This window comes from Shewanella sp. BJSY2023SW001 (assembly GCF_047314685.1).
Classification (GTDB): domain Bacteria; phylum Pseudomonadota; class Gammaproteobacteria; order Enterobacterales; family Shewanellaceae; genus Shewanella; species Shewanella indica.
This window is the reverse complement of sequence record NZ_JBKORF010000082.1, coordinates 17,263-39,310: the sequence shown is the minus strand read 5'-3', so window position 1 is coordinate 39,310 and position 22,048 is coordinate 17,263. Positions and strand designations below refer to the sequence as shown.

The following is a 22,048-nucleotide window of genomic DNA, read 5'->3' as shown; positions in this document are numbered from 1 at the left end:
ACTTAAATGATAACAATTTGTTTATACTTGGTTTAATTTGTAAAACACGAGCATCTTATCAATTAAGATCTAATGATATTTTTACCGAATCCATGCCGGGTTCCGGGAATTTGCATCATTTTGTATCGATACAAACCTGTTACAAAGATTATTTTTTAACCTGTTGTTAGAGCGACGCTTTTAATAAAAAATGTGATATAGATCGCATTTTCAATTCATACAAAAATCAAACAAAAAGGGAGCCAATTGGCTCCCTTTTGTCTATTTGCTGTTAATTAACGCGTGCGAGGACACAGCTCATCGGCAGCAAAGAAGTAAGCGATTTCACGCTCGGCTGAAGCCAGCGCGTCAGAACCGTGAACAGCGTTCTCATCGATGCTGTCAGCGAAGTCCGCGCGCAGGGTACCACGGGCGGCTTCAGCTGGGTTGGTCGCACCCATGATTTCGCGGTTGGCCAGAACGGCGTTTTCACCTTCCAGAACCTGAACCATGATAGGACCAGAAGTCATGAAAGAAACCAGAGCACCAAAGAAAGGACGCTCGCTGTGCTCAGCGTAGAAACCTTCGGCTTGTTCTTTGGTCAGGTGAACCATTTTGGCGGCAACAATTTTCAGGCCGGCAGTTTCAAAACGGTTGTAGATAGCACCGATGTGGTTCTTGGCTACCGCATCAGGCTTAATGATAGAAAAAGTACGTTCGATCGCCATGACTAGATTCCTTAATCAGCGAGTTTAAAAATTCGCGCGGATTATACGAAATAATCGCGTCAAATCCTAATCTTATCTGGTCAGCCCTTCAGTAAAAGCTGTGATACAAGCCAGGCGATTCTCGGCTCAGTGCCTATGCTTGAGCCACAAATAGCCGGCGCCGAGACCAATAAGCAACAGCAACAAAGGCATAAACGGCGGGAAATGATGAAAAAAACCTATGCCACCGTGCCCCGAATGTGCCAGCACGGCCGGGGCAAATAATCCAAAACTACAGGCGAAAATACGTGTCATGACTCATCTCCGGAAAAACAGGGATCAACAATTTATTAACCAAATAACTATAGATGACTCGTGATGGTGATAATTTGACCGAGATCTGTTTTCCGCCAGAGAGTGTTACTTTTCCTCTATCCAGCATTGCTGCACGGCTTCGAGAATTTTCTCACTGCAGCGTTTGGGATCATCATCGAAGGCTTCCAACGCCAATATCCACTCGTAAAGTTCAGGAAAATGCAGTTGCTGTGGATCCACATCAGGATGCGCTTCCAGCAGCTCCAAAGCCAAGTCCAATGAATCTATCCACTTGAGCCCCATGGTTACTCCTGCTTCTGGTAAGTACTGACTTTGAGTATAGCGCCGCAGAAGAAGGCTTTATAGCTTTGATTAATACTTTCCATCGGTGAAATCAGGCTTCACTGGGCGCCTTACTCTTACGCTTCTGCTTGGCAATAAACTCTATGATGGCGCCGGCAACATCTTTGCCGGTAGCGGCTTCAATCCCTTCGAGTCCAGGGGATGAATTGACCTCCATCACCACGGGGCCGTGGTTGGAACGCAAAATATCCACGCCTGCGACATTCAGCCCCATGGTTTTGGCGGCGCGCACCGCGATTGAACGCTCCTCAGGGGACAACTTCACCAAGGTTGCCGTGCCGCCCCTGTGCAGGTTGGAGCGAAACTCTCCCGGCAGAGCCTGGCGTTTCATGGCAGCAATTACCTTGTCGCCGAGTACAAAACAGCGGATATCGGCTCCTTGAGCCTCTTTGATATATTCCTGCACCATGATGTTGGCCTTAAGGCCCATAAAGGCCTCAATCACGCTCTCGGCGGCCTTGCGGGTTTCGGCCAGTACCACCCCTATACCTTGAGTACCTTCCAAGAGTTTAATCACCAAGGGCGCGCCACCGACCATATCAATAAGGTCCGGAATATCACTGGGCTTATTGGCAAAACCTGTCACCGGCAGCCCTATGCCTTTGCGGGACAGTAACTGCATGGAGCGCAGCTTATCCCTCGAGCGAGAGATCCCCATGGAACTATTGAGTGTATAGGTCGACATCATTTCGAACTGACGCACTACAGCCGTACCGTAGAAGGTAATGCCGGCGCCTATCCTCGGGATCACCGCATCGAAGGACGGCAATTCAACGCCTCCGATATGGATACTGGACTGCTGCATGCTGATATTCATGTAGCATTCCAGCGGATTGATCACCTGCACCTGATAACCCCGTTCTTGGGCAGCCTCCACCAAACGGCGCGTGGAATATAAGGTTTTGTTCTGTGACAAAATTGCAATCTGCATCCCGGTCAGTATCCCGAAGAGTGAAAAAGACAGCGCATCATACGCCTGCCGTGTTGGAAATCAATCTCTGCATGCCAAGCATAGCAATAAAAAACCGGCCACTTGGGGCCGGTTTTCAAAAGATGTCAGCACTTAGGGAAGGTGCCTTGAACGCCAATTGCTATGCAAGCCACTCTCTACAAAAGAGAAGGCCACGAGGACTTGTTGGGACCTTCCTTAGCCTTCACTGACCATGTTGACTGTGTATTTGGGGATTTCGACCACCATATCGGTTTCAACCACCTTGGCCTGACAAGACAGACGGCTTTCGGGCTCCAGGCCCCAGGCCTTGTCCAGCATGTCGTCTTCCAGATCATCGCTGGGCTCGAGATCATCGAAACCTTCACGCACTATCACATGGCAGGTGGTACAGGCACAGGATTTCTCACAGGCATGCTCTATGTTGATGCCGTTTTTCAGCGCGACATCCAAAATGGATTCACCCACCTCTGCCTCAACCACTGCGCCCTCTGGACACAGTTCTTCATGGGGCAAAAATACTATCTGTGGCATAGTCTCACCTATATGTTATCGACCGACTGACCCTTCAGTGCGGTCCGAATCGAATTGTCCATGCGTCTGGCGGCAAACTCCTGGGTCTGCGCATCCACCGCTTCTATCGCCGCCTTGATGGCATCAACATCACCATTGGCGGCAGTTTCATTCAAGTCAGCCATAGCGCTGTCAACCAGAGCACGTTCCTCTTGGCTGAGAAGTTCGCCATCTTTAGCCAGCGCCGAGTGCAGCGATTCCAGCACTCTGGCCGCTTCCACTCGCTGCTCTGTGAGCATTCTCAGCTCAATATCCTCTTTGGCATTCTGCATCGAGTCTTTAAGCATTCCGGCAATTTCAGTATCACTCAGGCCGAAGGAAGGCTTAACCTGGATGCTGGACTGCACCCCGGTAGACTTCTCCATGGCAGTGACGCTGAGTAAACCATCGGCATCGACCTGGAAGGTCACCCGAATATGCGCCGCGCCGGCGGCCAATGGTGGAATGCCCTTGAGGGTAAAGCGTGCCAGAGAGCGGCAATCGGCCACCAGCTCACGCTCACCTTGCACCACATGAAACGCCATGGCGCTCTGACCGTCTTTAAAGGTGGTAAATTCCTGGGCTCTGGCCACCGGAATGGTGGTGTTACGCGGGATCACCTTCTCCACCAAACCGCCCATGGTTTCAATGCCGAGCGACAGCGGGATCACATCCAGCAGCAAGAGATCCGAGTCAGGCTTGTTACCCACCAGAATATCGGCCTGTACCGCAGCGCCTATGGCGACCACGCGATCCGGGTCAATAGACGTCAGCGGCTTCTTACCAAAGAAGTCACCGACCATTTCCCGCACCAGCGGCACCCGGGTAGAGCCACCAACCATCACGGTTTCCAGCACCTCGTCGGCATCCACTCCGGCGTCACGCAAAGCCTTGCGGCAACCTTGAATGGTTTTCTTCACCAGCGTGTTTATCAACTGATCAAACTCACTGCGACTCACTTCGGCTTCACGCTCACTACCGTCTTGCAGTGTCAGCTTAGCAATAGTGCTGTCGCTATCGGTCAGCGCTTCTTTTACCCGCCGGGCTTCCATCAGCAACTGCCGCGCTTCCTGGCTGGAAAGCGACTCCAGCGCCATGCGTTCACGCAGTAAGCCTTGCAGCAGTTCATCAAAGTCATCACCACCCAGACGCGAGTCGCCGCCGGTCGCCAAGACTTCAAATACGCCGCGGTTGAGACGCAAAATAGAAATATCAAAGGTGCCGCCGCCCAAGTCATAAACAGCAATAACGCCTTCCTGACCCGAGTCCAGGCCATAGGCGATGGCGGCCGCCGTCGGCTCATTGAGCAAGCGTAACACCTTAATGCCAAGCAAGGCTGCCGCATCTTTGGTTCCCTGACGCTGAGCATCATCAAAATAAGCAGGCACTGTGATAACCACCCCTTCCAATGGTCCACCCAGAGTGGACTCGGCGCGGGCAATCAAGGGGCGCAATACCTCGGCAGACACCTGAACCGGATTTATTTTACCTGTGCGGGTGACAAACAATGGCAGGCCGTTTTCACTGGCCTCAAAATGATAGGGGAAAGCTTGCTCACCGCTTTGTACATCGGCCAAAGAACGGCCCATGAAGCGCTTCACCGACACTATGGTGTTTTCAGGATCCTTGGCCGAATCGGCCAGGGCATCGTGACCTACTCGGACGCCCTGCTCGCCATAGTGCACCACAGATGGCAATGAATGCCGACCTTGCTCGTCGGCCAGTGTACTGGTCTCGCCGCTGCGAACCGCAGCAACCAGGGAGTTGGTGGTACCCAAGTCTATCCCGGCGGCTAATCTGTGTTGATGAGGAGCGGCCATTTGGCCGGGTTCAGCAATCTGCAAAAGTGCCATAGTCTTCCATCTTGTGTTTAAAAAGTTGGCTCAATCAGAAATTGAGCCAACCGTAGGAATATGCTTTAAGGCCGAAAGCGAATTCAGTCGAACAGCGCATCCTGGGCCCGCTGCAGTTCATCCTGCAATTTTGCCATAAACTTCAACTTACGGACTTGATCTGCCGCGGCAATTGCATCGGCCTCTGTGGAACTGTGAAGTTGGTTGCGCAGCAGCTCAGTCACCTGCTTACGATAAGCCGCGAATGAAGCATCGAGTTCATCAATATCACTCTGGGCATCAGCGCCCTGACCAATTTCCTCCAGCGCTTCACGCCATTCCATCTGCTGCATCAAAAAGGCGGTGTCTTTAACCGTAGTGGTTTCGTGACTGATATCTACACCTTTGAGCGCCAACATATGTTCGGCTCGACGGATAGGATCTTTCAGGGTCTGAAAGGCGTCGTTGATCTGGGCAGTGCGGGAAATGGCCAACAGCTTTTGCTGTTCACTGGCGTTGGCAAACTTGTCGGGATGCACCGCCCGCTGCAAATCGCGATAGCGACTGGCCAGCTCGGCGGTGTCCACATCAAAGGAGGGAGTTAAATCAAACAGCTCGAAATAATTCATATACTCTCAGGCGGCGGTGGAACTCAAACCGTGAAGCTCTCACCGCAACCACACTCACCTTTGGCGTTAGGGTTATTGAATTTAAAGCCTTCGTTGAGTCCTTCCTTGACAAAGTCCAGCTCGATCCCCTGAAGATAGATGAAGCTCTTGGCATCTATGATGATGTTAACACCATCTATGTTGTATACCTCATCATCTTCATTGAGTTCGTCGACAAATTCCAGAACGTAAGCCATCCCGCTGCAGCCTGAAGTTTTGAGCCCCAAACGCAAACCTATACCTTTTCCTCTGTTGCTGAGGAAGGCACGGACACGCTCGGCGGCGGCAGGCGTCATAGTAATAGCCATCTTAACTCCTGGCGTTATTTAGCTTGCTTGGACTTGTACTCTTCCAGAGCCGCCTTGATGGCGTCTTCGGCCAGAATCGAACAGTGGATCTTCACAGGTGGCAGAGCCAACTCTTCTGCAATATCCGTGTTCTTGATGGCGGCCGCTTCCTCAATGGACTTGCCTTTAACCCATTCAGTCACCAAAGAGCTTGATGCGATGGCGCTGCCACAGCCATAAGTCTTGAAGCGAGCATCTTCAATAATGCCCTGTTCATCAATCTTGAGCTGCAGCTTCATCACGTCACCACAGGCGGGCGCACCCACCATACCTGTTACTACGGATGGGTCGTTCTTGTCGAAAGAACCTACGTTACGCGGGTTCTCGTAATGATCTATCACTTTTTCACTGTAAGCCATGATACTGCTCCAAATTCATCTATCCGCGGGGATCAGTGGTGTGCCCACTGCACCTGGTTGAGGTCCACACCATCTTTGAACATTTCCCAAAGTGGTGACATTTCTCTCAGTTTGCCAATAGAGTTTCTAATGGTTTCGATTGCGTAATCGATCTCTTCTTCAGAAGTGAAACGACCGATGGAGAAACGGATTGAGCTGTGCGCCATCTCGTCATTCAGTCCCAGGGCACGCAGCACATAGCTGGGTTCAAGACTGGCAGAAGTACAGGCCGAGCCGGAAGATACGGCCAAGTCCTTGAGCGCCATCATCAGCGACTCGCCTTCCACATAATTAAAGCTGACGTTCAAGCTGCCACAGGCACGCTGCTCCATATCGCCATTGAGATAGGTTTCTTCAATATCTTTGATACCGTTCCACAGCTTGTCGCGCAGATAGCGAATACGTTCGTTATCTTTTTCCATATCGGCTTTGGCAATGGCTGCCGCTTCGCCCATACCCACAATTTGGTGAGTCGCCAGGGTGCCGCTGCGCATACCACGCTCATGACCACCGCCGTGCATCTGTGCTTCCAGACGAATACGAGGCTTACGGCGCACATACAGGGCACCTATGCCTTTGGGGCCATACATCTTGTGACCCGAGATAGACATGAGGTCGACCTTGGTCTTTTGAATATCGATAGGCAGTTTACCGGCACTCTGGGCAGCATCCACATGGAAGATGATGCCTTTGCTACGGCACAGTTCGCCGATGGCATCGATATCGTGGATCACACCAATCTCGTTGTTGACATGCATGATGCTGACAAGAATGGTGTCGTCACGCATGGCCGCTTCCAGGCGCTCCATGGGAATAATGCCGTTGGCTGCAGGCTCCAGATAAGTGACCTCGAAACCTTCACGCTCCAACTGACGACAAGTATCCAGTACTGCCTTGTGCTCAGTCTTGCTGGTGATGATGTGTTTACCCTTCTTCTGGTAGAAGTGGGCAACACCTTTGATAGCCAGGTTGTCAGATTCGGTGGCACCTGAAGTAAACACAATTTCACGGGGATCGGCATTGATCAACTCCGCGACTTGGTTACGGGCGATATCCACTGCTTCTTCGGCCTGCCAGCCGTAGCGGTGTGAACGGGATGCGGGGTTACCGAATACACCGTCCATTGTCATGTACTGTACCATTTTGTCTGCAACCCGGGGGTCTACAGGCGTTGTTGCGGCATAATCCAAATAGATAGGAAGCTTCATTACACACTCCGTACTTCGCAGTCTCGGCCGAGGCTACATACAACGTACATTATTCGTTTTTATATCCAACAGAGGATCAGCTCAAGCGCTGACTCTCTGCTCCTGCTGCATCTTGTCTTGCTTTACCGAGATAAACTGTACATCTCGTTTCTGCATCAGTGCAGCAAGGCTGATGCCATTTAAAAAGTCAGAAATCTGTTTGCTCAGGTCACCCCAGAGCGAATGTGTCAGACAGCGGGTACCACTTTGGCAATTCCCCTGGCCTTGACAGCGGGTGGCATCGACAGATTCATCTACCGCATGTACCACCATGCCCACCGAGATGTCATTGGCTTCCAGTCCGAGGCGATAACCACCACCGGGACCGCGCACACTGGCAACCAAGCCCTGCTTTCTCAGTTTGGCAAAGAGTTGTTCTAGATAAGAAAGGGAAATCCCCTGGCGCTCGGAAATATCTGCCAGCGGTACCGGCCCCTGCGCCGAATGTATGGCCACGTCCAGCATGGCTGTCACTGCGTAGCGACCCTTAGATGTAAGTTTCATAAAACGACCACGGCTCCCAAACAGGTATGTGGGAATTTCAACATACCCGAGCAATTTAGTCAAGTATAAATCCTACTTGTTTACTCGGGTATTGTGGTTCATAAATCAGGTTGAATACCCTGTCTGCTTGGTGGGGTATTTAACCTTTTTCGCCACGATTATTCAATGGCAAAAGCCGATAAAATGGTCATCGAGTATCAGATAATGGGATCAAACTCATCCATTGACTGTTGACGCTTTTGTGCCGCAGCAGTTTCGGCATCACTGAACTCGCCCACATCCAATTCGGGCAGACGTTCAGTACAGACACTACCGCCCATTTTCTGAACCGCCTGACAAACTTCCTGTACTTTGGAGTCCATCAAATGCATATGATCCAGCATCTGGCCTATGGCATTGGCAACAGGGTCTGGATTATCGGGAGAAACGGCGTAGGCATCAAAACCGTACTTCTTGGCCATGGCACTGCGGCGGGCACTGGTTTCCTTGGATTGAGCCGATGCAACAGTGACGGCCCGGCCAGGAATGCCCACAACGGTAGTGTCCTTGGGCACATCTTTAACCACCACAGAGTTGGAACCAACACGAGCCCCATCATGCATAGTAATGGGGCCAAGCACCTTGGCTCCTGCGCCTATAACCACGTTATTGCCCAAGGTCGGATGACGTTTGCCGGCTTGCCAGGTGGTGCCCCCCAGAGTCACCCCGTGATAAAGAGTGCAGTCATCACCAATTTCGGCTGTTTCGCCAATCACGACTCCCATGCCATGGTCAATAAAAAATCGCCTACCTATGGTTGCGCCCGGGTGTATTTCCACCCCGGTAAGCCAACGGGAAAAAGTAGACAGACAGCGCGCCAGAAAACACCAATTGGCCTTCCACAGTTTATGGCTGATACGATGCAGCCAAATGGCCTGCATTCCCGGATAGTTGAGCAATATCTCCAATGTGCCCCGCGCCGCAGGATCCCTGTGATAAATGGATCCTATGTCCTCTTTCAGTCTGGCTATCACACCCATCTTGATTCCTCGGATTACTCTTCTTTACTGTCGACCTTTTTTTCTACCGATGTCAGGATCCCGCGCAGTATATTCATCTCCTGCGTTTCGATTCTGGCCCGGGTAAACAGGCGCCTCAGCTTAATCATCACCTGTCCCGGATGATTCTTAATGATAAAGCCGGTTTTTTGCAGTGTCCGTTCCAGATGTTCAAAAAAGCGCTCATGATCTTCACTGCTGGGATACTCGACCAGCTCCTGCTCGGCTTGTTGATGTTTCTCCAACCAGGCCACCCGCGTTTCATAGCAGATAAGCTGCACCGCCTGAGCCAGGTTGAGTGAGCTGTATTCCGGGTTGGCGGGGATACACACATGATAGTGGCATTTTTGCAACTCTTCGTTGCTCAAGCCATGGCTTTCACGGCCAAAGACAATAGCGACAGGCCCCTGGCAACTTTCAAGCGCCAATTTGCTGCCCGCCTCACGGGGTTCAAGCACGGGCCAGTCGAGTGTGCGACTGCGGGCACTGGTGGCAATCACCAGACTGCAGTCTTTAATTGCCTCTTCCAGGCTGTCGACTTTGACCAGATGTTTGAGAATATCAGAGGCGCCGGCGGCAAGCGCTATGGACTGACCGTCTGGTTCAGCTTTTGGCTCCGCTAGATAAAGGTTGGATAATCCCATTGTTTTCATGGCCCTGGCCACAGAACCTATATTGCCGGGATGCGTGGTACCTACCAGGACGACACGAATATTGGAGAGCATGGAACAACTTCAAAAATAAAAAATCAGGAGGCGGATGGTACCACAGGCATATTTTTTTGCTTATAGAAAAATCGCCATTTGATATCGGCGTCAACTAGGGTATAATCTGCGCCGAATTTTTGTCCGTTCTTTAACATCCAGGGGATTGCAATGCATCCGATGCTGACTATTGCCGTGCGCGCTGCTCGCGCTGCGGGCCAAACTATTATGCGTGCCTACACCGAACTCGACCGTATTGAAGTCGATGCCAAAGGTGTCAACGATTTTGTGACCAGTGTAGACAAGGAAGCAGAAGCAGCAATTATCTATCAGATCCGCAAGTCCTATCCAGACCACAGCATAGTGGGTGAGGAAAATGGCGAAAACCGCGGCACCAACCAAGATTATCTGTGGATTGTTGATCCTCTGGACGGCACCAATAACTTTGTTAATGGTGTACCTCACTTCGCCGTTTCTATCGCCATGCAGTACAAGGGCAAAACTGAAGTTGCCGTTGTTTATGATCCCGTTCGCGACGAACTGTTTAGCGCCGTCCGCGGTAAAGGGGCCAAGCTGAATGATTTCCGTCTGCGAGTAAACAATGTCAACGATCTGGGTGGAAGCCTGGTTGCCACTGGATTCCCTTTCAAGGCCCGTCAGCACACCGAAACTTATATGAAACTGTTTGGCGAAGCTTTCTCTCTGAGTGCCGACTTACGCCGCGCCGGCTCTGCCGCTCTGGATCTGGCTTATGTAGCCGCCGGTCGTGTAGACGCCTTCTTCGAACTGGGCCTCAAGCCTTGGGATATCGCCGCCGGCGATCTGATTGTTCGTGAAGCCGGTGGTACAGTTACCGACTTCAGTGGCGGTCACAACTACCTGCTCTCCGGCCACATAGTTGCCGGTGCGCCTAAAGCCACCAGCCTGCTGGTCAAACGCTTCCGTCCTCTGTTGAGCGACGCTCTGAAGTAAGTTATTAAGCAAGGTGCTTAATTAAATAGAGAAAACCGCCTTATGGCGGTTTTTTTATACCTGGGTGCCGCGAAAGTGAAGCCAACCTCAGTCCATTCGCCCCTTGCTTGATGGAATCAAGATTTGCTCAAACCGGGATTAATCAATAAGGCGTTGGACGAGCCAAGCCGAAATAACCAAGGATGAGTATCTTCCCCCTACCCTTCAAGCAGATAACTCTTTGGATGTATTTACATGCATTTACATTACACCTTAAAATACCCGAGTATTTTGTTTGGGTATTTGAGGCAAGACTATGAGCAAATCCGGCACTCGCAACATCCGAGGCAGCATCCTCAACATCGATGAACCGGCCAACAAGCAGTTTCCACTGGCGCTCTTTCGTTTGGGCTTCAGGCCTTTTTTTCTCGGTGCCAGCCTGTTCGGCTTGTTGTCGCTCTTGCTTTGGGGAGCCTTGCTCAGTGGTCAAACCCAACTGACGTTCCACGCCAATCCCCTGTGGTGGCATGGTCACGAAATGTTATTCGGTTTCACCGGCGCTGTTATCGCGGGCTTTTTGTTAACAGCAGTTCAAAACTGGACAGGGATCCCCGGCATAAGAGGCTGGCCTTTACTGCTGCTCTGGTGTCTATGGCTGGCTCCCAGACTACTCTTGCTCGATGCCGACACAATTCCTTTTACCTGGGTCATGCTGCTGGATCTGGCCTTCTTCCCGATCACGGCGCTACTACTCGGTTTAGCCGTTATTCGAGTCAAACAGTGGCGTAACCTGGTGTTTGTGCCGCTGCTGCTGTTGCTCTTCGGCGCCAACGTCCTCTCTTATCTCGGCCTTGAACAGCCAGGGTTGGCACAAAAGGCACTGCAGGCCGCGGCGTTGTTGATCGTTATTCTGGTGGCCCTGCTCGGCGGCAGGGTGATCCCCTTCTTTACCGAACGCGCCACAGATTTCAAGCGCGGGGCGCCAAGCCCTGTACTCGAGGCACTTAGCTTCGCTTCTTTGATTCTCATGCTGATCAGCTTGTTTTTACCCTATTCCTGGTTGACACAAACATTGGCCTTGCTGGCTGGCACAGTACTGTTGTTGCGCTGGGCACGCTGGGGCTGGCATGCCAGCCTCAAGGTACCACTGCTATGGTCACTGCATTTAAGTTACCTGTGTATTCCGATAGGACTGCTGATTATTGGTGTCAGCGGCCAGATGATGTTGGGGTTTCATGCTCTGACCGTTGGCGGTATGGGTGGAATGATCTTGGCTATGATGGCAAGGGTATCTCTGGGGCATTCCGGCAGACCATTGCAGATTGCCTGGCCTATGATCCCCGCCTTTGGCTTAATGTTACTGGCTGCAGCCTTGAGGGTCGCGGCAGCCATTGTGCCTCAGCTAAGTCAAATCTTACTTATGGGCGCGATTCTCTGCTGGCTATTGGCATTTACCACTTTTATAGTGCTTTACGCGCCAATTCTTTGCCGAGCGAGGTTGGATGGCCGCCCCGGTTAAAGGTTCTGTGAAAGCTATCACACAGATTTCGCGGCGAACTGGAAATTTACTGATACTATTTAGGAAATGATTTCAGGGAGTTTTCATGGAACTGTATCGCCAATACGGCTCTAAGAGCCTTAAAGCCGTCGAACATCTGGTCTTGTTTGTTATTGCCATTGCCACAGTCGTCGCCATTGGCCAGGAGATAGTGCATATCTTCAAAATGGGCGCTGTGGCCCTTGCCGATCTGCTGCTGCTATTTATTTATCTGGAAGTGCTGGCTATGGTGGCCAATTATGCCGAATCCGGCAAGTTACCTGTTCGTATGCCACTCTATATCGCAATAGTAGCTTTGGCCCGTTATCTCATCCTGGACATGAAATCGATGGAAGATTGGCGCATAGTGGCCATTTCAATCTCAACCTTGGTACTTGCCGCAACCGTGATAGTGATCCGCTGGGGACAGTTAAAAATGCCCTACCCCAAGAATCAAGAGTATGACAACTAACTGGAACCCGGCAGACGCCGGGTTCTTTTTTATCTGCTCTTTAGAACTGACCCTAGCTATCGACAAATCTATGCTATTTTTAAAACACTTACCCCATTTCACATAGGGTTTGATTCTCACATCGATAATGAAAATGTATGGTGCAAATACGCTAAATCAGAGTTGTCAGGACACATGTCCAGAGCCGTTTCCGCATCCACAGCCTCGAGAGACTCAAACCTAGTAAATATGGGATAACGGCCTACTATCCATTGAACTTAAGGGGACTGCCATGGATGAAAATCTGGATGACTTTATCGAAAGACGCAGATCATTGCGGGTCGATCTGGAGGCGGAGCGGATCAGGCTTCATTGGATAAATAAAGCGGGTGATGAACTCAATGACGATGGCATCTGTATCGATCTGTCCAGACGGGGAGTTCTGTTTGAATACCATCAGCCCTTTACCTTGGGAGAACTGGTATCTGTAACCTTCCATGCAGGAACCGATTCACAAAATACCATCAAGGGACAGGTGTGCCGTTGCAGCGAGATCAACCCAAAGCGTTTTCACATCGCCATGCAACTTATCTAGACCCCGACGTAGTATCCGGGGTGTTCTATACTTTACATCAACTTAAGTACCAAGGACACGGGGAGAAAATCCATGATACTGCTCGTAGGCGGAGAGAAAGGGGGCAGTGGCAAGAGCTGTCTGGCCCAAAATCTGGCTGTACACATTACCCAGAAATATCGGGCCAACGTGTTAATGGTCGACTGTGACCCCCAGCGCACCACATCCGACTGGATCCAGGCCCGCAACAATGACCCTTCCCTGCCTGCGATCAACTGTATTCAGCTCTACGGCAAGATCCGTAACGATCTCCTGAGCCTGGATGAACGCTTCGACTATGTGATAGTCGACTGCGGTGGCCAGGATAACCTGGCAATGCGGGCCGCCATGTCGGTGGCCAGTTATGTGGTGATCCCTTTGAGACCCAAGCGGCGTGATTTAAAAACCTTGCCCCATATGGAAGATATGCTCAGCACCTGTAAGATGGTCAACCCCAAGATGGTGGCAACAATAGTGTTGACTCAATGTCCGGCGCTGCCTTCACAGTTCAAACGCATTCTGGAAGCGAAAGATGTAGTAAAATCGTTCGGTCTGAGGGCGCTGGACTCGGTCACTTTTAGCCGCAATATCTATGATGACAGTGAAGAAAAAGGCTCTTCGGTCATCGAAATTGAGCCCGATGGAAAAGCCGCCGAGGAGATACGCAATATTGCCGACGAGCTGTTATCCATCCCGCCGGAAAACTCTTATGAGCTTAACTGATCTCAAACGTCACAAGATCAAACCCAAGGCCAAAAAGGTCTCTGTCGACGATTTCATCGAAGATGCCAATAACTACGCCCATGGAAAACCCAGTCGCTTAGGCGGGAGCTCTTTGGCCAAATCACGAACGGGACTGGATAAAAAATCAACCCGTCTCTATCGCCATGCCACTTTTACCCTGACTGAAGCCAGCATTAGTCAACTGGACAACATTGCCCGCAAGACTGGTATTGCCAAGTCCAAACTGCTGCGGATCTTCATTCGTAACTTTCACAGTCTGAGCGACAAAGCCCAAGCCGAAATGATTGCCAAAGATCAGGCGAATGAAACTCAGTGACGACAAATTTTGCTCTCAAGGGTGCTCAGCCCCTGAGATGATTCGATAAATTTACCCTTGGCGGCCAGAAAGTTGAGCAAAGCCTCTGCGTCCATTCCCTCGGCGCTGCAGGTATGATAGCGGGCGTCTCTACCGAAACGCTCCTGCATCAATGCCTTGAGATTGTCCCGTTTAATGGGAGCGGTTTGTTCCAGCAACAACTGCAACACCTGATGGCCATGTACCGACGAATTCATGTATCCTCCACAAAACTATGAGTCGCAGTCGATTTTTAACGGATTTTGCTGCAGTATTCCCTGATTTAACGCAACTTGTTTGTCGTTATGGCGGTTGTTTGCTTGTGCAAGAGGAGTTGTCATGTCCCTTATTCTATTGCTGACACAGCAGATGAGCCTGTATTTGGTGATCGTTTATCTGGTCAGCAAGACCCCTTTGTTCAAGTTGTTTACCGAAGCATCGACCCGCCTGCCCCATAAGATCTTTCTCTATCTGGTGTTTTCCGGCTTTTGCATCATGGCAACCTATTTCGGTGAGCAAACCCATGGCGCTATCGCCAATACCCGCGCCATGGGTGCAGTACTCGGTGGTCTGCTCGGTGGCCCGACTACGGGTTTGCTGGTCGGCTTGACCGGCGGCTTACACAGATACAGTCTCGGTGGATTCACCGATCTGGCCTGCGCGGTTTCCACTACCTTGGAAGGTTTATCGGCCGGGATGATCAGCTATTATCTGCGCCGTCAAGGCAAGGCCGAGTTGGTATTCAATCCCATTCTGGTGTGTCTTATCACCTTTTATGCCGAGATGATGCAGATGAGCATTATCTTGCTGCTGGCTGAACCCTTTGATGAAGCTTGGGGGCTGGTGCGTCAAATAGCTCCGCCCATGTTGCTGGTCAACTCCATAGGTGCGGCCCTGTTTATGAGCATGGTACGGGATCAAAAAACCATGTTCGATAAGCTCTCCTCCAGCTTTTCCACCAAGGCGCTGAAAATTGCCGAGCGCAGCGTGGGGCTCTTGAGCTCCGGCTTCAACGAGGAAACCAGTACTCAGGTTGCCAAGATAGTCATAGAGGAAACCAATGTCGGCGCAGTGGCCATCACGGACAGGGAAAAACTCCTGGCCTTTATCGGCATAGGTGCCGACCACCACTTGCCCGGCACCTTGATATCGTCCCAAATAACCCTGGATGCCATACACCAGAACAAGGTTATGTTTGCCGATGGGGTGGAAGTTCCCTATGCCTGTTCCATTTCCCCCAACTGTAAACTGGGTTCCAGTTTGGTGATCCCACTTCGCAGTGACAACGAGGTCATAGGCACCATTAAACTGTATGAACCCAAGAATAAGCTGTTTCTCAACATCAACCGCACCTTGGGAGAAGGGATCGCCCGCCTGCTGTCGAACCAGATTCTCTACGGCCGTTTCGAGCAGCAACAAAACCTGCTCACCCAGGCGGAACTCAAACTGTTGCAGGCTCAGGTTAACCCACATTTTCTGTTCAACGCGCTTAATACCATAGGTGCCATCATACGTCGCGATCCGCCCATGGCCAGAACCTTGCTACAACAGCTGAGTCAGTTTTTACGGATTAACCTCAAGCGTACTGCCGGCCTGGTGACCCTGGGAGATGAACTCGAGCATATCGAAGCCTATCTCACCATAGAAAAAGCCCGCTTCATTGATAAGCTCGAGGTGGATATCGCCATACCCGAATCTCTGCTGACCATCAGAGTACCGGCCTTTACCCTGCAGCCCATCATAGAAAATGCTGTCAAACATGGCACTTCGCATCTGATAGACACTGGCCGTATTCAGGTAGAAGGCCGCCGCACAGATGACAGACTCATACTGGAAGTCACCGACAATGCCGGGCTTTATCAACCCGCCGAAGAATCCGATGGCCTGGGGATGAATCTGGTGCATAAAAGAATACAAAATCTCTTCGGCCCCGATTATGGCGTGAGTGTCGAATACCAACGTGACAGTTACACTAGAGTCAGCATACATCTACCTATAACGGAAACAGCCCTATGATCACTTGTCTTATTGTCGATGACGAACCTTTTGCCCGCGAAGAGTTGGCCGAGCTGCTGCTTCAGGCCGGCGACATTGAAATTCTCGGTCAATGTGGCAACGCCATTGAGGCCATGCAGGCGATAGCCAAGCTCAAGCCTCAGTTACTGTTCCTGGATATTCAAATGCCGAGGATCAGTGGCATGGAGCTTATCGCCATGCTGGATCCCGACAATATGCCCAGAGTGGTATTTGTTACTGCCTACGATGAATTTGCCGTCAAGGCCTTCGATAACCATGCCTTCGACTATCTGCTCAAACCCTTGGATGAGAAGCGCCTCAGTCAGACCCTGGATAAGCTGCGCCGGGATCTCAGACCTCAGTCGCTGTCAGCCATAGCACCGCAACAACTGGAACACCTTCCTTGTTTCAGCGGCAACCGTCTCAAGGTGATCCCGGTCACTGAGGTAGAGTTTGTCTTCAGCGATCTCAGTGGAGTGCATGTTGCGACCGCCAGAGAAAAGGTTCATACCCAGTTAACACTGAAACTGCTGGAAGAAAAAACCCCGCTGCTCAGATGTCATCGCCAGTATCTGGTGGCCCCCAAGGCCATTGCCGAAATAGAACTGCTGGAAACAGGCGCCGAAGTCACCACTCGCAGCGGCGCCAAGATCCCGGTATCTAGGCGCTTTCTCAAGCCACTGAAGCAGCTGTTTGGTTATCAGTAAAGCACAAGCTAACAACCGCTCAGCGGCCTAGATAACCGCTCACCCCCGACTTTTGACCGCTGACCCAGTTCCCGCTGGGCCTTGTAACCAAAGTGTTTACAATTGCGTCAACTCAAATCGGGGAGATTACAACTATGATGTGGTTTTTGCTGTGTGTCGGTCTATTGATTGGCGGCTACTTCATCTACGGTACTTTTGTAGAAAAAATATTCGGGATCAACAATAAAAGACAAACACCCGCCTACGCCCAAACAGACGGTGTTGACTATGTGCCCATGTCCAAGGGCAAGGTCTACCTTATCCAATTGTTAAATATTGCCGGCGTGGGGCCTATTTTCGGTCCTATTCTGGGGGCGCTATACGGCCCGGCGGCCATGTTGTGGATTGTTATCGGCTGTATCTTTGCCGGTGCGGTGCACGACTACTTCTCCGGCATGCTGTCGGTACGTAACGGCGGTCAGTCAGTGCCTAACCTGGCGGGTAAGTACCTTGGTAAAGGCGCCAAGAACTTTATGAACATCTTCGCCATCATACTGCTGTTGTTGGTAGGTGTGGTATTTATCTCGGCTCCTGCCGGCTTGCTCGGTAAGCTTACCGGCGGCAGCGTCGGTCTGTTTGTCGGCATTATCTTCGTTTACTACCTGATTGCCACCATAGTGCCGGTAGACAAAATTATAGGTCGCCTCTATCCCTTCTTCGGCGCCTTACTGCTGTTCATGTCTATCGGTTTGACCATAGCCATAATCCTATCCAGTGAACATACTCTGTTGCCGGGCTTTGAAGCCGGTGACTTTCTGCAGAACCTGAACCCTGACAATGCCCCGTTGTGGCCAGCGCTCTTCATCACCATCGCCTGTGGTGCCGTGTCAGGTTTCCATGCGACGCAGTCCCCACTGATGGCACGCTGTGTTGAAAATGAATCCAATGGCCGCTTCGTGTTCTACGGTGCCATGATAGGCGAAGGTATCATTGCCCTTATCTGGTGTGCCGTGGCTCTGTCTTTCTTCGACGGTGTCGAGGGACTGAAAGCCGGCATGGACGGCAACCCTGCCAACGTGGTTTACAGCGCCTCAACCGGCCTTCTCGGTGCAGTCGGTGGCTTCATGGCGGTGCTTGGGGTAATCATTCTGCCTATCACCTCCGGCGATACCGCCTTCCGCTCCGCCCGGCTGATCTTATCTGAGTACTTCAATATGCCTCAGACTGAGATGCCCAAGCGACTGATGTTGGCAATTCCGCTGTTCATCATAGGGGCCATACTGACCCAAGTGGACTTCGGTGTCATTTGGCGCTACTTCGGGGTCGCCAACCAAGCCACTGCAGTGATGATGCTATGGACAGCTTCAGCCTACCTGCTACGCCACAACAAGCTGCACTGGATCTGTACCATTCCGGCGATGTTTATGACCACAGTGGTGATAAGCTTCCTGCTCAACTCCAGTACCCTGGGCGCAGGTCTGCCAATGACAGTATCCACCATCAGCGGCATAGTGGTGACTCTGCTGATAACCGCCCTGGTGATAATAAAGACCAAGGGCCGCAACGAGGTCGATGAAATACTCCCAGAAGAAGGTTAAGCTCTGGAGGTAAAACGTTGCATAAACCAAGAGCCGCCCTTTTGAGGCGGCTCTTGTTATGTAAAACGATTCGCAGCAACCGAGCCAATCACAATGCCAAGGGCTTCAACACTTTAGGTTCTACCATCACGCTGGCACTGTCGCTGCTCAGATAAATAATCCCGTCGCTGATATTGCAGCCCAGTTTCATTGAACGGCTGACCAACTGCGCCATCTCCTTCACCTGCTCTTCGGGTATCTCCCACACCTTAAGGTTGGCATAACGGTTAAAGGCATGTTGATTCTGTTGCCACCATACCGGCACGCTGCGGCCACCATAAGCAAACAGCTGCACTTCGTCGGCACGGCCGCTAGCCTTGCGCAGCCATTTTTCATCGCTCTGGCCAAACTCGACCCACAAACGAATATCACCGTTAAGCTCGCGATCCCAAAGTTCGGGTTCATCATCAACACATAAACCCTTGCTGAAGGCCAAACTGTCAGAAGCGTTGAGCGCAAAAGCCAACAAACGCACCATCATACGCTCGTCGGTTTCCGACGGATGTTGGGCAATGGTCAGCTGATGATCCTGATAATAATGCCGGTCCATATCAGCAATACTGAGCTGAACTTTAAAAATACTCGCCTTCAAGGCCATGATAACTTCTCTGTGATAGGAGGCAGATGCAGCCTCAATAAGGAAATAAAGGGTTTAAATAGCGCCGGGGCGCAAATGTTTGGCGAATGGGAACGCCGCTTTGAGCCTGGCGACTTCGTTTGCGTCGGCCAGACGCAGCATCCGCATGCCGGCTTGATAGGATGCCAACAGGGCACTGTCGGCCATGGGGGCTGTGCGTGACGCGTCCCGGCGGATAAGCTCCAGTAACTCAGCCGTTGGGGCGCCATCTGTTATCAGGCTGTCTATCCGCTGCAGCATCGGCATCGCGGCCAGCGGCAACAACTGCAGATGGCAATCATCTGCCAGCAGCAATAACTCTCCCTGCACCTCGCCTGAGACAAAACTCAGCTCAAAATTCTCCCGGGTGCTGGCATCAAACCTGTCACCATTGAGCTTAAAAAAATGCTCCCAGAAGCGCCGCCTGGCATCCACCGAAGGCAAGCGCTGCTGCACTTCCTCTCTGTGATCGGCAATAAAATCCAGCAAAGAGCTAAGGCTTGGCGGCAGCAGAGTTTCAAGTTTAGCTCTCAAGTCTCTCGCAAACACAGGCGCGGCACCGGCGGTACTGATGGCCATTACCAGCCGTCCTCTATCAACGATGGAGGGCGTGATAAAATCACACTCGGATGGGGTATCAACCACATTGACCCATGCACCAAGCTCGCGTGCCTTGGCCGCCAGGGTTTGGTTTAGATTACTATCAGCTGTAGCCAGATAAACCAGCTCTCGCTCGGCAAGATCCCGCTCTTCCACGCCCCGGCGAGACAGCCAAATCCGTCCGCTGGCGGCATAGGCTTCCACCTCGGCGTTCACCTTGGGCGCCACAAGGTGAATTTCAGCTTGAGTTCTGGCCAAAAGATCCAGTTTACGGCTGGCCACTTCACCACCACCGACCAACAGCACTCTTATGCGTGAGGTGTCAACAAAAAGAGGAAAATACTGCATTAATCCTGTACCAAAGGCAGTTCGTGGGCACACCAGGCGCGATAACCACCGTCAAGGGCAGCCACATTCCGGTACCCCAAGCGTTGCAAACTCAATGCCGCCAGTATAGCGCGTTGCCCACCGGCGCTGTAGAGTAGCAGCGCCGCTGACTTGTCCGGGAATCGCTTACCAATATCCCGCTCCAGTATGCCTCGGGACAGATGCTTGGCCAGCGGCAGGCGATCTTTTAGCCACTCATGATCTTCTCGTACATCAATGAGCTGCCAGCGATCATCATGCTGATACTCTTCTATGCTTAACTCTCGAACCAGATCCCTGGCCTGTTCAACCAAGGCCGTAAAATCAAGGCTATTTGTCATTTGTCACCTCCGGGCCCTGCCATCGATAGCTTAATTATGGCACTCGCTGCGTTCGGCGCTACACTGCCAGCAAAGTTCAAAACTGGCGTCGTTGAACTCATGACATTGCAGGCACTGCCACTGAGGCCTATCGGCATCGAGACTAGCCAATTGTGATTGTGCTTGCTCCCGCTGCGATTCAGGAACCCACAGCTCTACGGTTTGCATATCAACCGGCAACTCTCCCACGCCGCCCAGCAAGGCTTCACCGCGCAGCTCAACCCTCAATCCTGAGGTTTCCAGCATTCCCTTCCAGGTATGGGCCTGCAGCAGATTACCACCGGCTACCATGACTTTTCGTTCTTCCATGTTTCTTCCTACAACTTTAGGCTCTGCCACGGCAGAGAAATTAAGGAATGGATCCTGTGGAAGGATCCGCAGCCCATGCTACTGATAAACGCCTGGACTGTCGAGTGACAGCATTAAGTGAATTTACCTTTTGATAACAAAAGCGCATGTTTGAGCCATAAACTCAGGTTTTATTCCAACTCGGAGCTATCTCCGTAATGCTCAGACACAAAAAAGCCACCCGCAGGTGGCTATTTTCTACCCGGTTTATCAGGGCATAATGGAAGGCTGATCGGCGCCTTCCTTCTCCACTTCCACCGGCATCATATGCTCGCGGTTGATCCCAAGTTTAATGGCCAGGAAACTCGCCACATAGATGGAGGAGTAAGTACCCACCAAAATCCCCATCAGCAATGCCGTGGCAAAGCCGTGGATCAGGGTGCCCCCCTTGAGAAACAGCGCTACCACAGTAATAAGCGTGGTTCCGGTAGTGATAATGGTACGGCTCATGGTCTGGGTGATTGAGGTATTCACCACTTCCACAGGTGTTGCCTTACGCATCTTGAGGAAGTTCTCACGAATACGGTCAAACACCACGATAGTATCGTTAAGCGAGTACCCCACCACGGTCAGCAAACCTGCCAGTACCGTCAGGTCGAACTCCAACTGCAGGAAGGAGAACACCCCCAGCGTCACTATCACGTCGTGCGCCAATGCGGCGACCGAACCCATAGCCAGACGCCATTCAAACCGGAAAGAGACGTAGATAAGAATACAGATCAGCGCAACCAGTACCGCCAGGCCACCCTGCTCTGCCAATTCCTTACCGACCTGAGGGCCGACAAATTCTACGCTCTTTTGCTGCACTGCCGGGTCTTGCTTGGCAGCAGCGGCAAAAACTTCCTTAACCTGAAGGTCGCTCTTGATGTCTTCGCGCACCTGCAGGCGCACTACCACATCACGACTGGAGCCGAAGTTTTGCACCACGGCACCCGAGGTCGGTTCGGTATCGAGGGCAAGACGCAGCTCGTCCAGGTTAGCGGGTTTGCTAAATTCCATGATGACAGAGGTGCCACCGGTAAAATCCAGCCCCCAATTGATCCCCTTGGTTGCCAGGGAAGTCAGAGAAGCTACGACCAACACTGCCGACATAATACTGATAGGCAGAGCATGACGCAGGAAGTTGATAGAGCCTTTAATTGATAAAATCTGCAACATAATCAGCTT

28 protein-coding genes are annotated in these 22,048 nt (G+C 51.6%); 9 read left to right on the top strand and 19 right to left on the bottom strand.

All coding sequences use genetic code 11. The features are described from left to right. Positions 1–275 precede the first annotated feature (275 nt). From ndk to trmJ, 13 genes are all read right to left on the bottom strand, one after another. Positions 276–707 (bottom strand): nucleoside-diphosphate kinase, encoded by a 432-nt coding sequence (gene ndk, locus ACMHXH_RS18905; protein WP_025011497.1) that lies wholly within the window; start codon positions 705–707, stop codon positions 276–278. A gap of 126 nt (positions 708–833) precedes the next feature. Beyond that, positions 834–1,001, bottom strand: coding sequence for a hypothetical protein (locus ACMHXH_RS18900; protein WP_162835833.1), 168 nt, complete (start codon positions 999–1,001; stop codon positions 834–836). Positions 1,002–1,106: 105 nt separating this feature from the next. Continuing rightward, positions 1,107–1,304 (bottom strand): Fe-S cluster assembly protein IscX, encoded by a 198-nt coding sequence (gene iscX, locus ACMHXH_RS18895; protein ID WP_039033846.1) that lies wholly within the window; start codon positions 1,302–1,304, stop codon positions 1,107–1,109. A 91-nt stretch (positions 1,305–1,395) separates the two neighbouring features. Then, entirely contained in the window at positions 1,396–2,295 is a 900-nt protein-coding gene (gene rimK / locus ACMHXH_RS18890; RefSeq protein WP_071476477.1) for a 30S ribosomal protein S6--L-glutamate ligase, read from the bottom strand. Between the two features lie 216 nt (positions 2,296–2,511). Further along, a complete protein-coding gene (gene fdx / locus ACMHXH_RS18885; protein WP_039033844.1) occupies positions 2,512–2,847 on the bottom strand; it encodes an ISC system 2Fe-2S type ferredoxin in 336 nt (111 codons plus the stop codon). An 8-nt stretch (positions 2,848–2,855) separates the two neighbouring features. Next, positions 2,856–4,718: a Fe-S protein assembly chaperone HscA gene (gene hscA / locus ACMHXH_RS18880; RefSeq protein ID WP_101096039.1), complete on the bottom strand. Its 1,863-nt coding sequence runs from the start codon at positions 4,716–4,718 to the stop codon at positions 2,856–2,858. A gap of 83 nt (positions 4,719–4,801) precedes the next feature. Continuing rightward, a complete protein-coding gene (gene hscB, locus ACMHXH_RS18875; protein ID WP_039033842.1) occupies positions 4,802–5,326 on the bottom strand; it encodes a co-chaperone HscB in 525 nt (174 codons plus the stop codon). 23 nt (positions 5,327–5,349) lie between these two features. Next, positions 5,350–5,673 (bottom strand): iron-sulfur cluster assembly protein IscA, encoded by a 324-nt coding sequence (gene iscA / locus ACMHXH_RS18870; RefSeq protein WP_025011492.1) that lies wholly within the window; start codon positions 5,671–5,673, stop codon positions 5,350–5,352. 14 nt (positions 5,674–5,687) lie between these two features. Continuing rightward, positions 5,688–6,071 (bottom strand): Fe-S cluster assembly scaffold IscU, encoded by a 384-nt coding sequence (gene iscU / locus ACMHXH_RS18865; RefSeq protein ID WP_039033841.1) that lies wholly within the window; start codon positions 6,069–6,071, stop codon positions 5,688–5,690. 32 nt (positions 6,072–6,103) lie between these two features. Then, positions 6,104–7,318 carry an IscS subfamily cysteine desulfurase gene (locus tag ACMHXH_RS18860; protein ID WP_039033840.1) on the bottom strand — a complete coding sequence of 405 codons (1,215 nt, stop codon included), beginning with the start codon at positions 7,316–7,318 and terminating at the stop codon, positions 6,104–6,106. Between the two features lie 81 nt (positions 7,319–7,399). Beyond that, positions 7,400–7,861: a Fe-S cluster assembly transcriptional regulator IscR gene (gene iscR, locus ACMHXH_RS18855; RefSeq protein WP_025011489.1), complete on the bottom strand. Its 462-nt coding sequence runs from the start codon at positions 7,859–7,861 to the stop codon at positions 7,400–7,402. 197 nt (positions 7,862–8,058) lie between these two features. Next, positions 8,059–8,880, bottom strand: a complete 822-nt coding sequence (gene cysE, locus ACMHXH_RS18850) for a serine O-acetyltransferase (protein ID WP_039033839.1) — start codon at positions 8,878–8,880, stop codon at positions 8,059–8,061. Positions 8,881–8,894: 14 nt separating this feature from the next. Next, positions 8,895–9,623 carry a tRNA (cytosine(32)/uridine(32)-2'-O)-methyltransferase TrmJ gene (gene trmJ / locus ACMHXH_RS18845; RefSeq protein WP_039033838.1) on the bottom strand — a complete coding sequence of 243 codons (729 nt, stop codon included), beginning with the start codon at positions 9,621–9,623 and terminating at the stop codon, positions 8,895–8,897. A gap of 150 nt (positions 9,624–9,773) precedes the next feature. On the opposite strand from trmJ, the gene suhB reads away from it, so the two are divergent. The 6 genes from suhB (at position 9,774) to ACMHXH_RS18815 (ending at position 14,214) form a co-directional block, all read left to right on the top strand. After that, the gene (gene suhB, locus ACMHXH_RS18840) at positions 9,774–10,574 is read left to right on the top strand and encodes an inositol-1-monophosphatase (protein WP_039033837.1); all 801 of its coding nucleotides are present in this window, start codon (positions 9,774–9,776) and stop codon (positions 10,572–10,574) included. A gap of 331 nt (positions 10,575–10,905) precedes the next feature. After that, positions 10,906–12,072, top strand: coding sequence for an NnrS family protein (locus ACMHXH_RS18835; protein ID WP_052248038.1), 1,167 nt, complete (start codon positions 10,906–10,908; stop codon positions 12,070–12,072). Positions 12,073–12,157: 85 nt separating this feature from the next. Then, entirely contained in the window at positions 12,158–12,562 is a 405-nt protein-coding gene (locus ACMHXH_RS18830) for a phosphate-starvation-inducible protein PsiE (protein WP_039033836.1), read from the top strand. 271 nt (positions 12,563–12,833) lie between these two features. Continuing rightward, a complete protein-coding gene (locus tag ACMHXH_RS18825; protein ID WP_039033835.1) occupies positions 12,834–13,136 on the top strand; it encodes a PilZ domain-containing protein in 303 nt (100 codons plus the stop codon). 72 nt (positions 13,137–13,208) lie between these two features. Next, entirely contained in the window at positions 13,209–13,877 is a 669-nt protein-coding gene (locus ACMHXH_RS18820) for an AAA family ATPase (RefSeq protein ID WP_039033834.1), read from the top strand. After that, entirely contained in the window at positions 13,864–14,214 is a 351-nt protein-coding gene (locus ACMHXH_RS18815; RefSeq protein ID WP_039033833.1) for a replication protein RepA, read from the top strand. Before ACMHXH_RS18820 ends, ACMHXH_RS18815 begins: the two co-directional genes overlap by 14 nt. Here the strand turns inward: ACMHXH_RS18815 and ACMHXH_RS18810 are convergent. Continuing rightward, the gene (locus ACMHXH_RS18810) at positions 14,208–14,450 is read right to left on the bottom strand and encodes a YecH family metal-binding protein (RefSeq protein ID WP_039033832.1); all 243 of its coding nucleotides are present in this window, start codon (positions 14,448–14,450) and stop codon (positions 14,208–14,210) included. The genes ACMHXH_RS18815 and ACMHXH_RS18810 overlap by 7 nt on opposite strands. A 121-nt stretch (positions 14,451–14,571) precedes the next feature. Between ACMHXH_RS18810 and ACMHXH_RS18805 the strand changes: the two genes are divergently transcribed. From ACMHXH_RS18805 to ACMHXH_RS18795, 3 genes are all read left to right on the top strand, one after another. After that, positions 14,572–16,248 (top strand): sensor histidine kinase, encoded by a 1,677-nt coding sequence (locus ACMHXH_RS18805; protein ID WP_234501439.1) that lies wholly within the window; start codon positions 14,572–14,574, stop codon positions 16,246–16,248. Continuing rightward, positions 16,245–16,955: a two-component system response regulator BtsR gene (gene btsR / locus ACMHXH_RS18800; RefSeq protein ID WP_215774189.1), complete on the top strand. Its 711-nt coding sequence runs from the start codon at positions 16,245–16,247 to the stop codon at positions 16,953–16,955. The genes ACMHXH_RS18805 and btsR overlap by 4 nt, the downstream gene beginning before the upstream one ends. Before the next feature lie 134 nt (positions 16,956–17,089). After that, positions 17,090–18,532: a carbon starvation protein A gene (locus ACMHXH_RS18795; protein WP_039033829.1), complete on the top strand. Its 1,443-nt coding sequence runs from the start codon at positions 17,090–17,092 to the stop codon at positions 18,530–18,532. An 88-nt stretch (positions 18,533–18,620) separates the two neighbouring features. Here ACMHXH_RS18795 and ACMHXH_RS18790 read toward each other — a convergent pair whose 3' ends face one another. The 5 genes from ACMHXH_RS18790 to secF form a co-directional block, all read right to left on the bottom strand. After that, positions 18,621–19,169: a YaeQ family protein gene (locus ACMHXH_RS18790; protein WP_039033828.1), complete on the bottom strand. Its 549-nt coding sequence runs from the start codon at positions 19,167–19,169 to the stop codon at positions 18,621–18,623. Positions 19,170–19,223: 54 nt separating this feature from the next. Beyond that, a complete protein-coding gene (locus ACMHXH_RS18785; protein WP_413738467.1) occupies positions 19,224–20,135 on the bottom strand; it encodes a bifunctional precorrin-2 dehydrogenase/sirohydrochlorin ferrochelatase in 912 nt (303 codons plus the stop codon). After that, positions 20,135–20,494 carry a rhodanese-like domain-containing protein gene (locus tag ACMHXH_RS18780; protein WP_039033826.1) on the bottom strand — a complete coding sequence of 120 codons (360 nt, stop codon included), beginning with the start codon at positions 20,492–20,494 and terminating at the stop codon, positions 20,135–20,137. Before ACMHXH_RS18780 ends, ACMHXH_RS18785 begins: the two co-directional genes overlap by 1 nt. Positions 20,495–20,524: 30 nt before the next feature. Continuing rightward, positions 20,525–20,842, bottom strand: a complete 318-nt coding sequence (locus ACMHXH_RS18775) for a putative signal transducing protein (protein ID WP_039033825.1) — start codon at positions 20,840–20,842, stop codon at positions 20,525–20,527. A gap of 249 nt (positions 20,843–21,091) precedes the next feature. Next, positions 21,092–22,039 carry a protein translocase subunit SecF gene (secF, locus tag ACMHXH_RS18770; RefSeq protein WP_039033824.1) on the bottom strand — a complete coding sequence of 316 codons (948 nt, stop codon included), beginning with the start codon at positions 22,037–22,039 and terminating at the stop codon, positions 21,092–21,094. Positions 22,040–22,048: the final 9 nt, after the last annotated feature.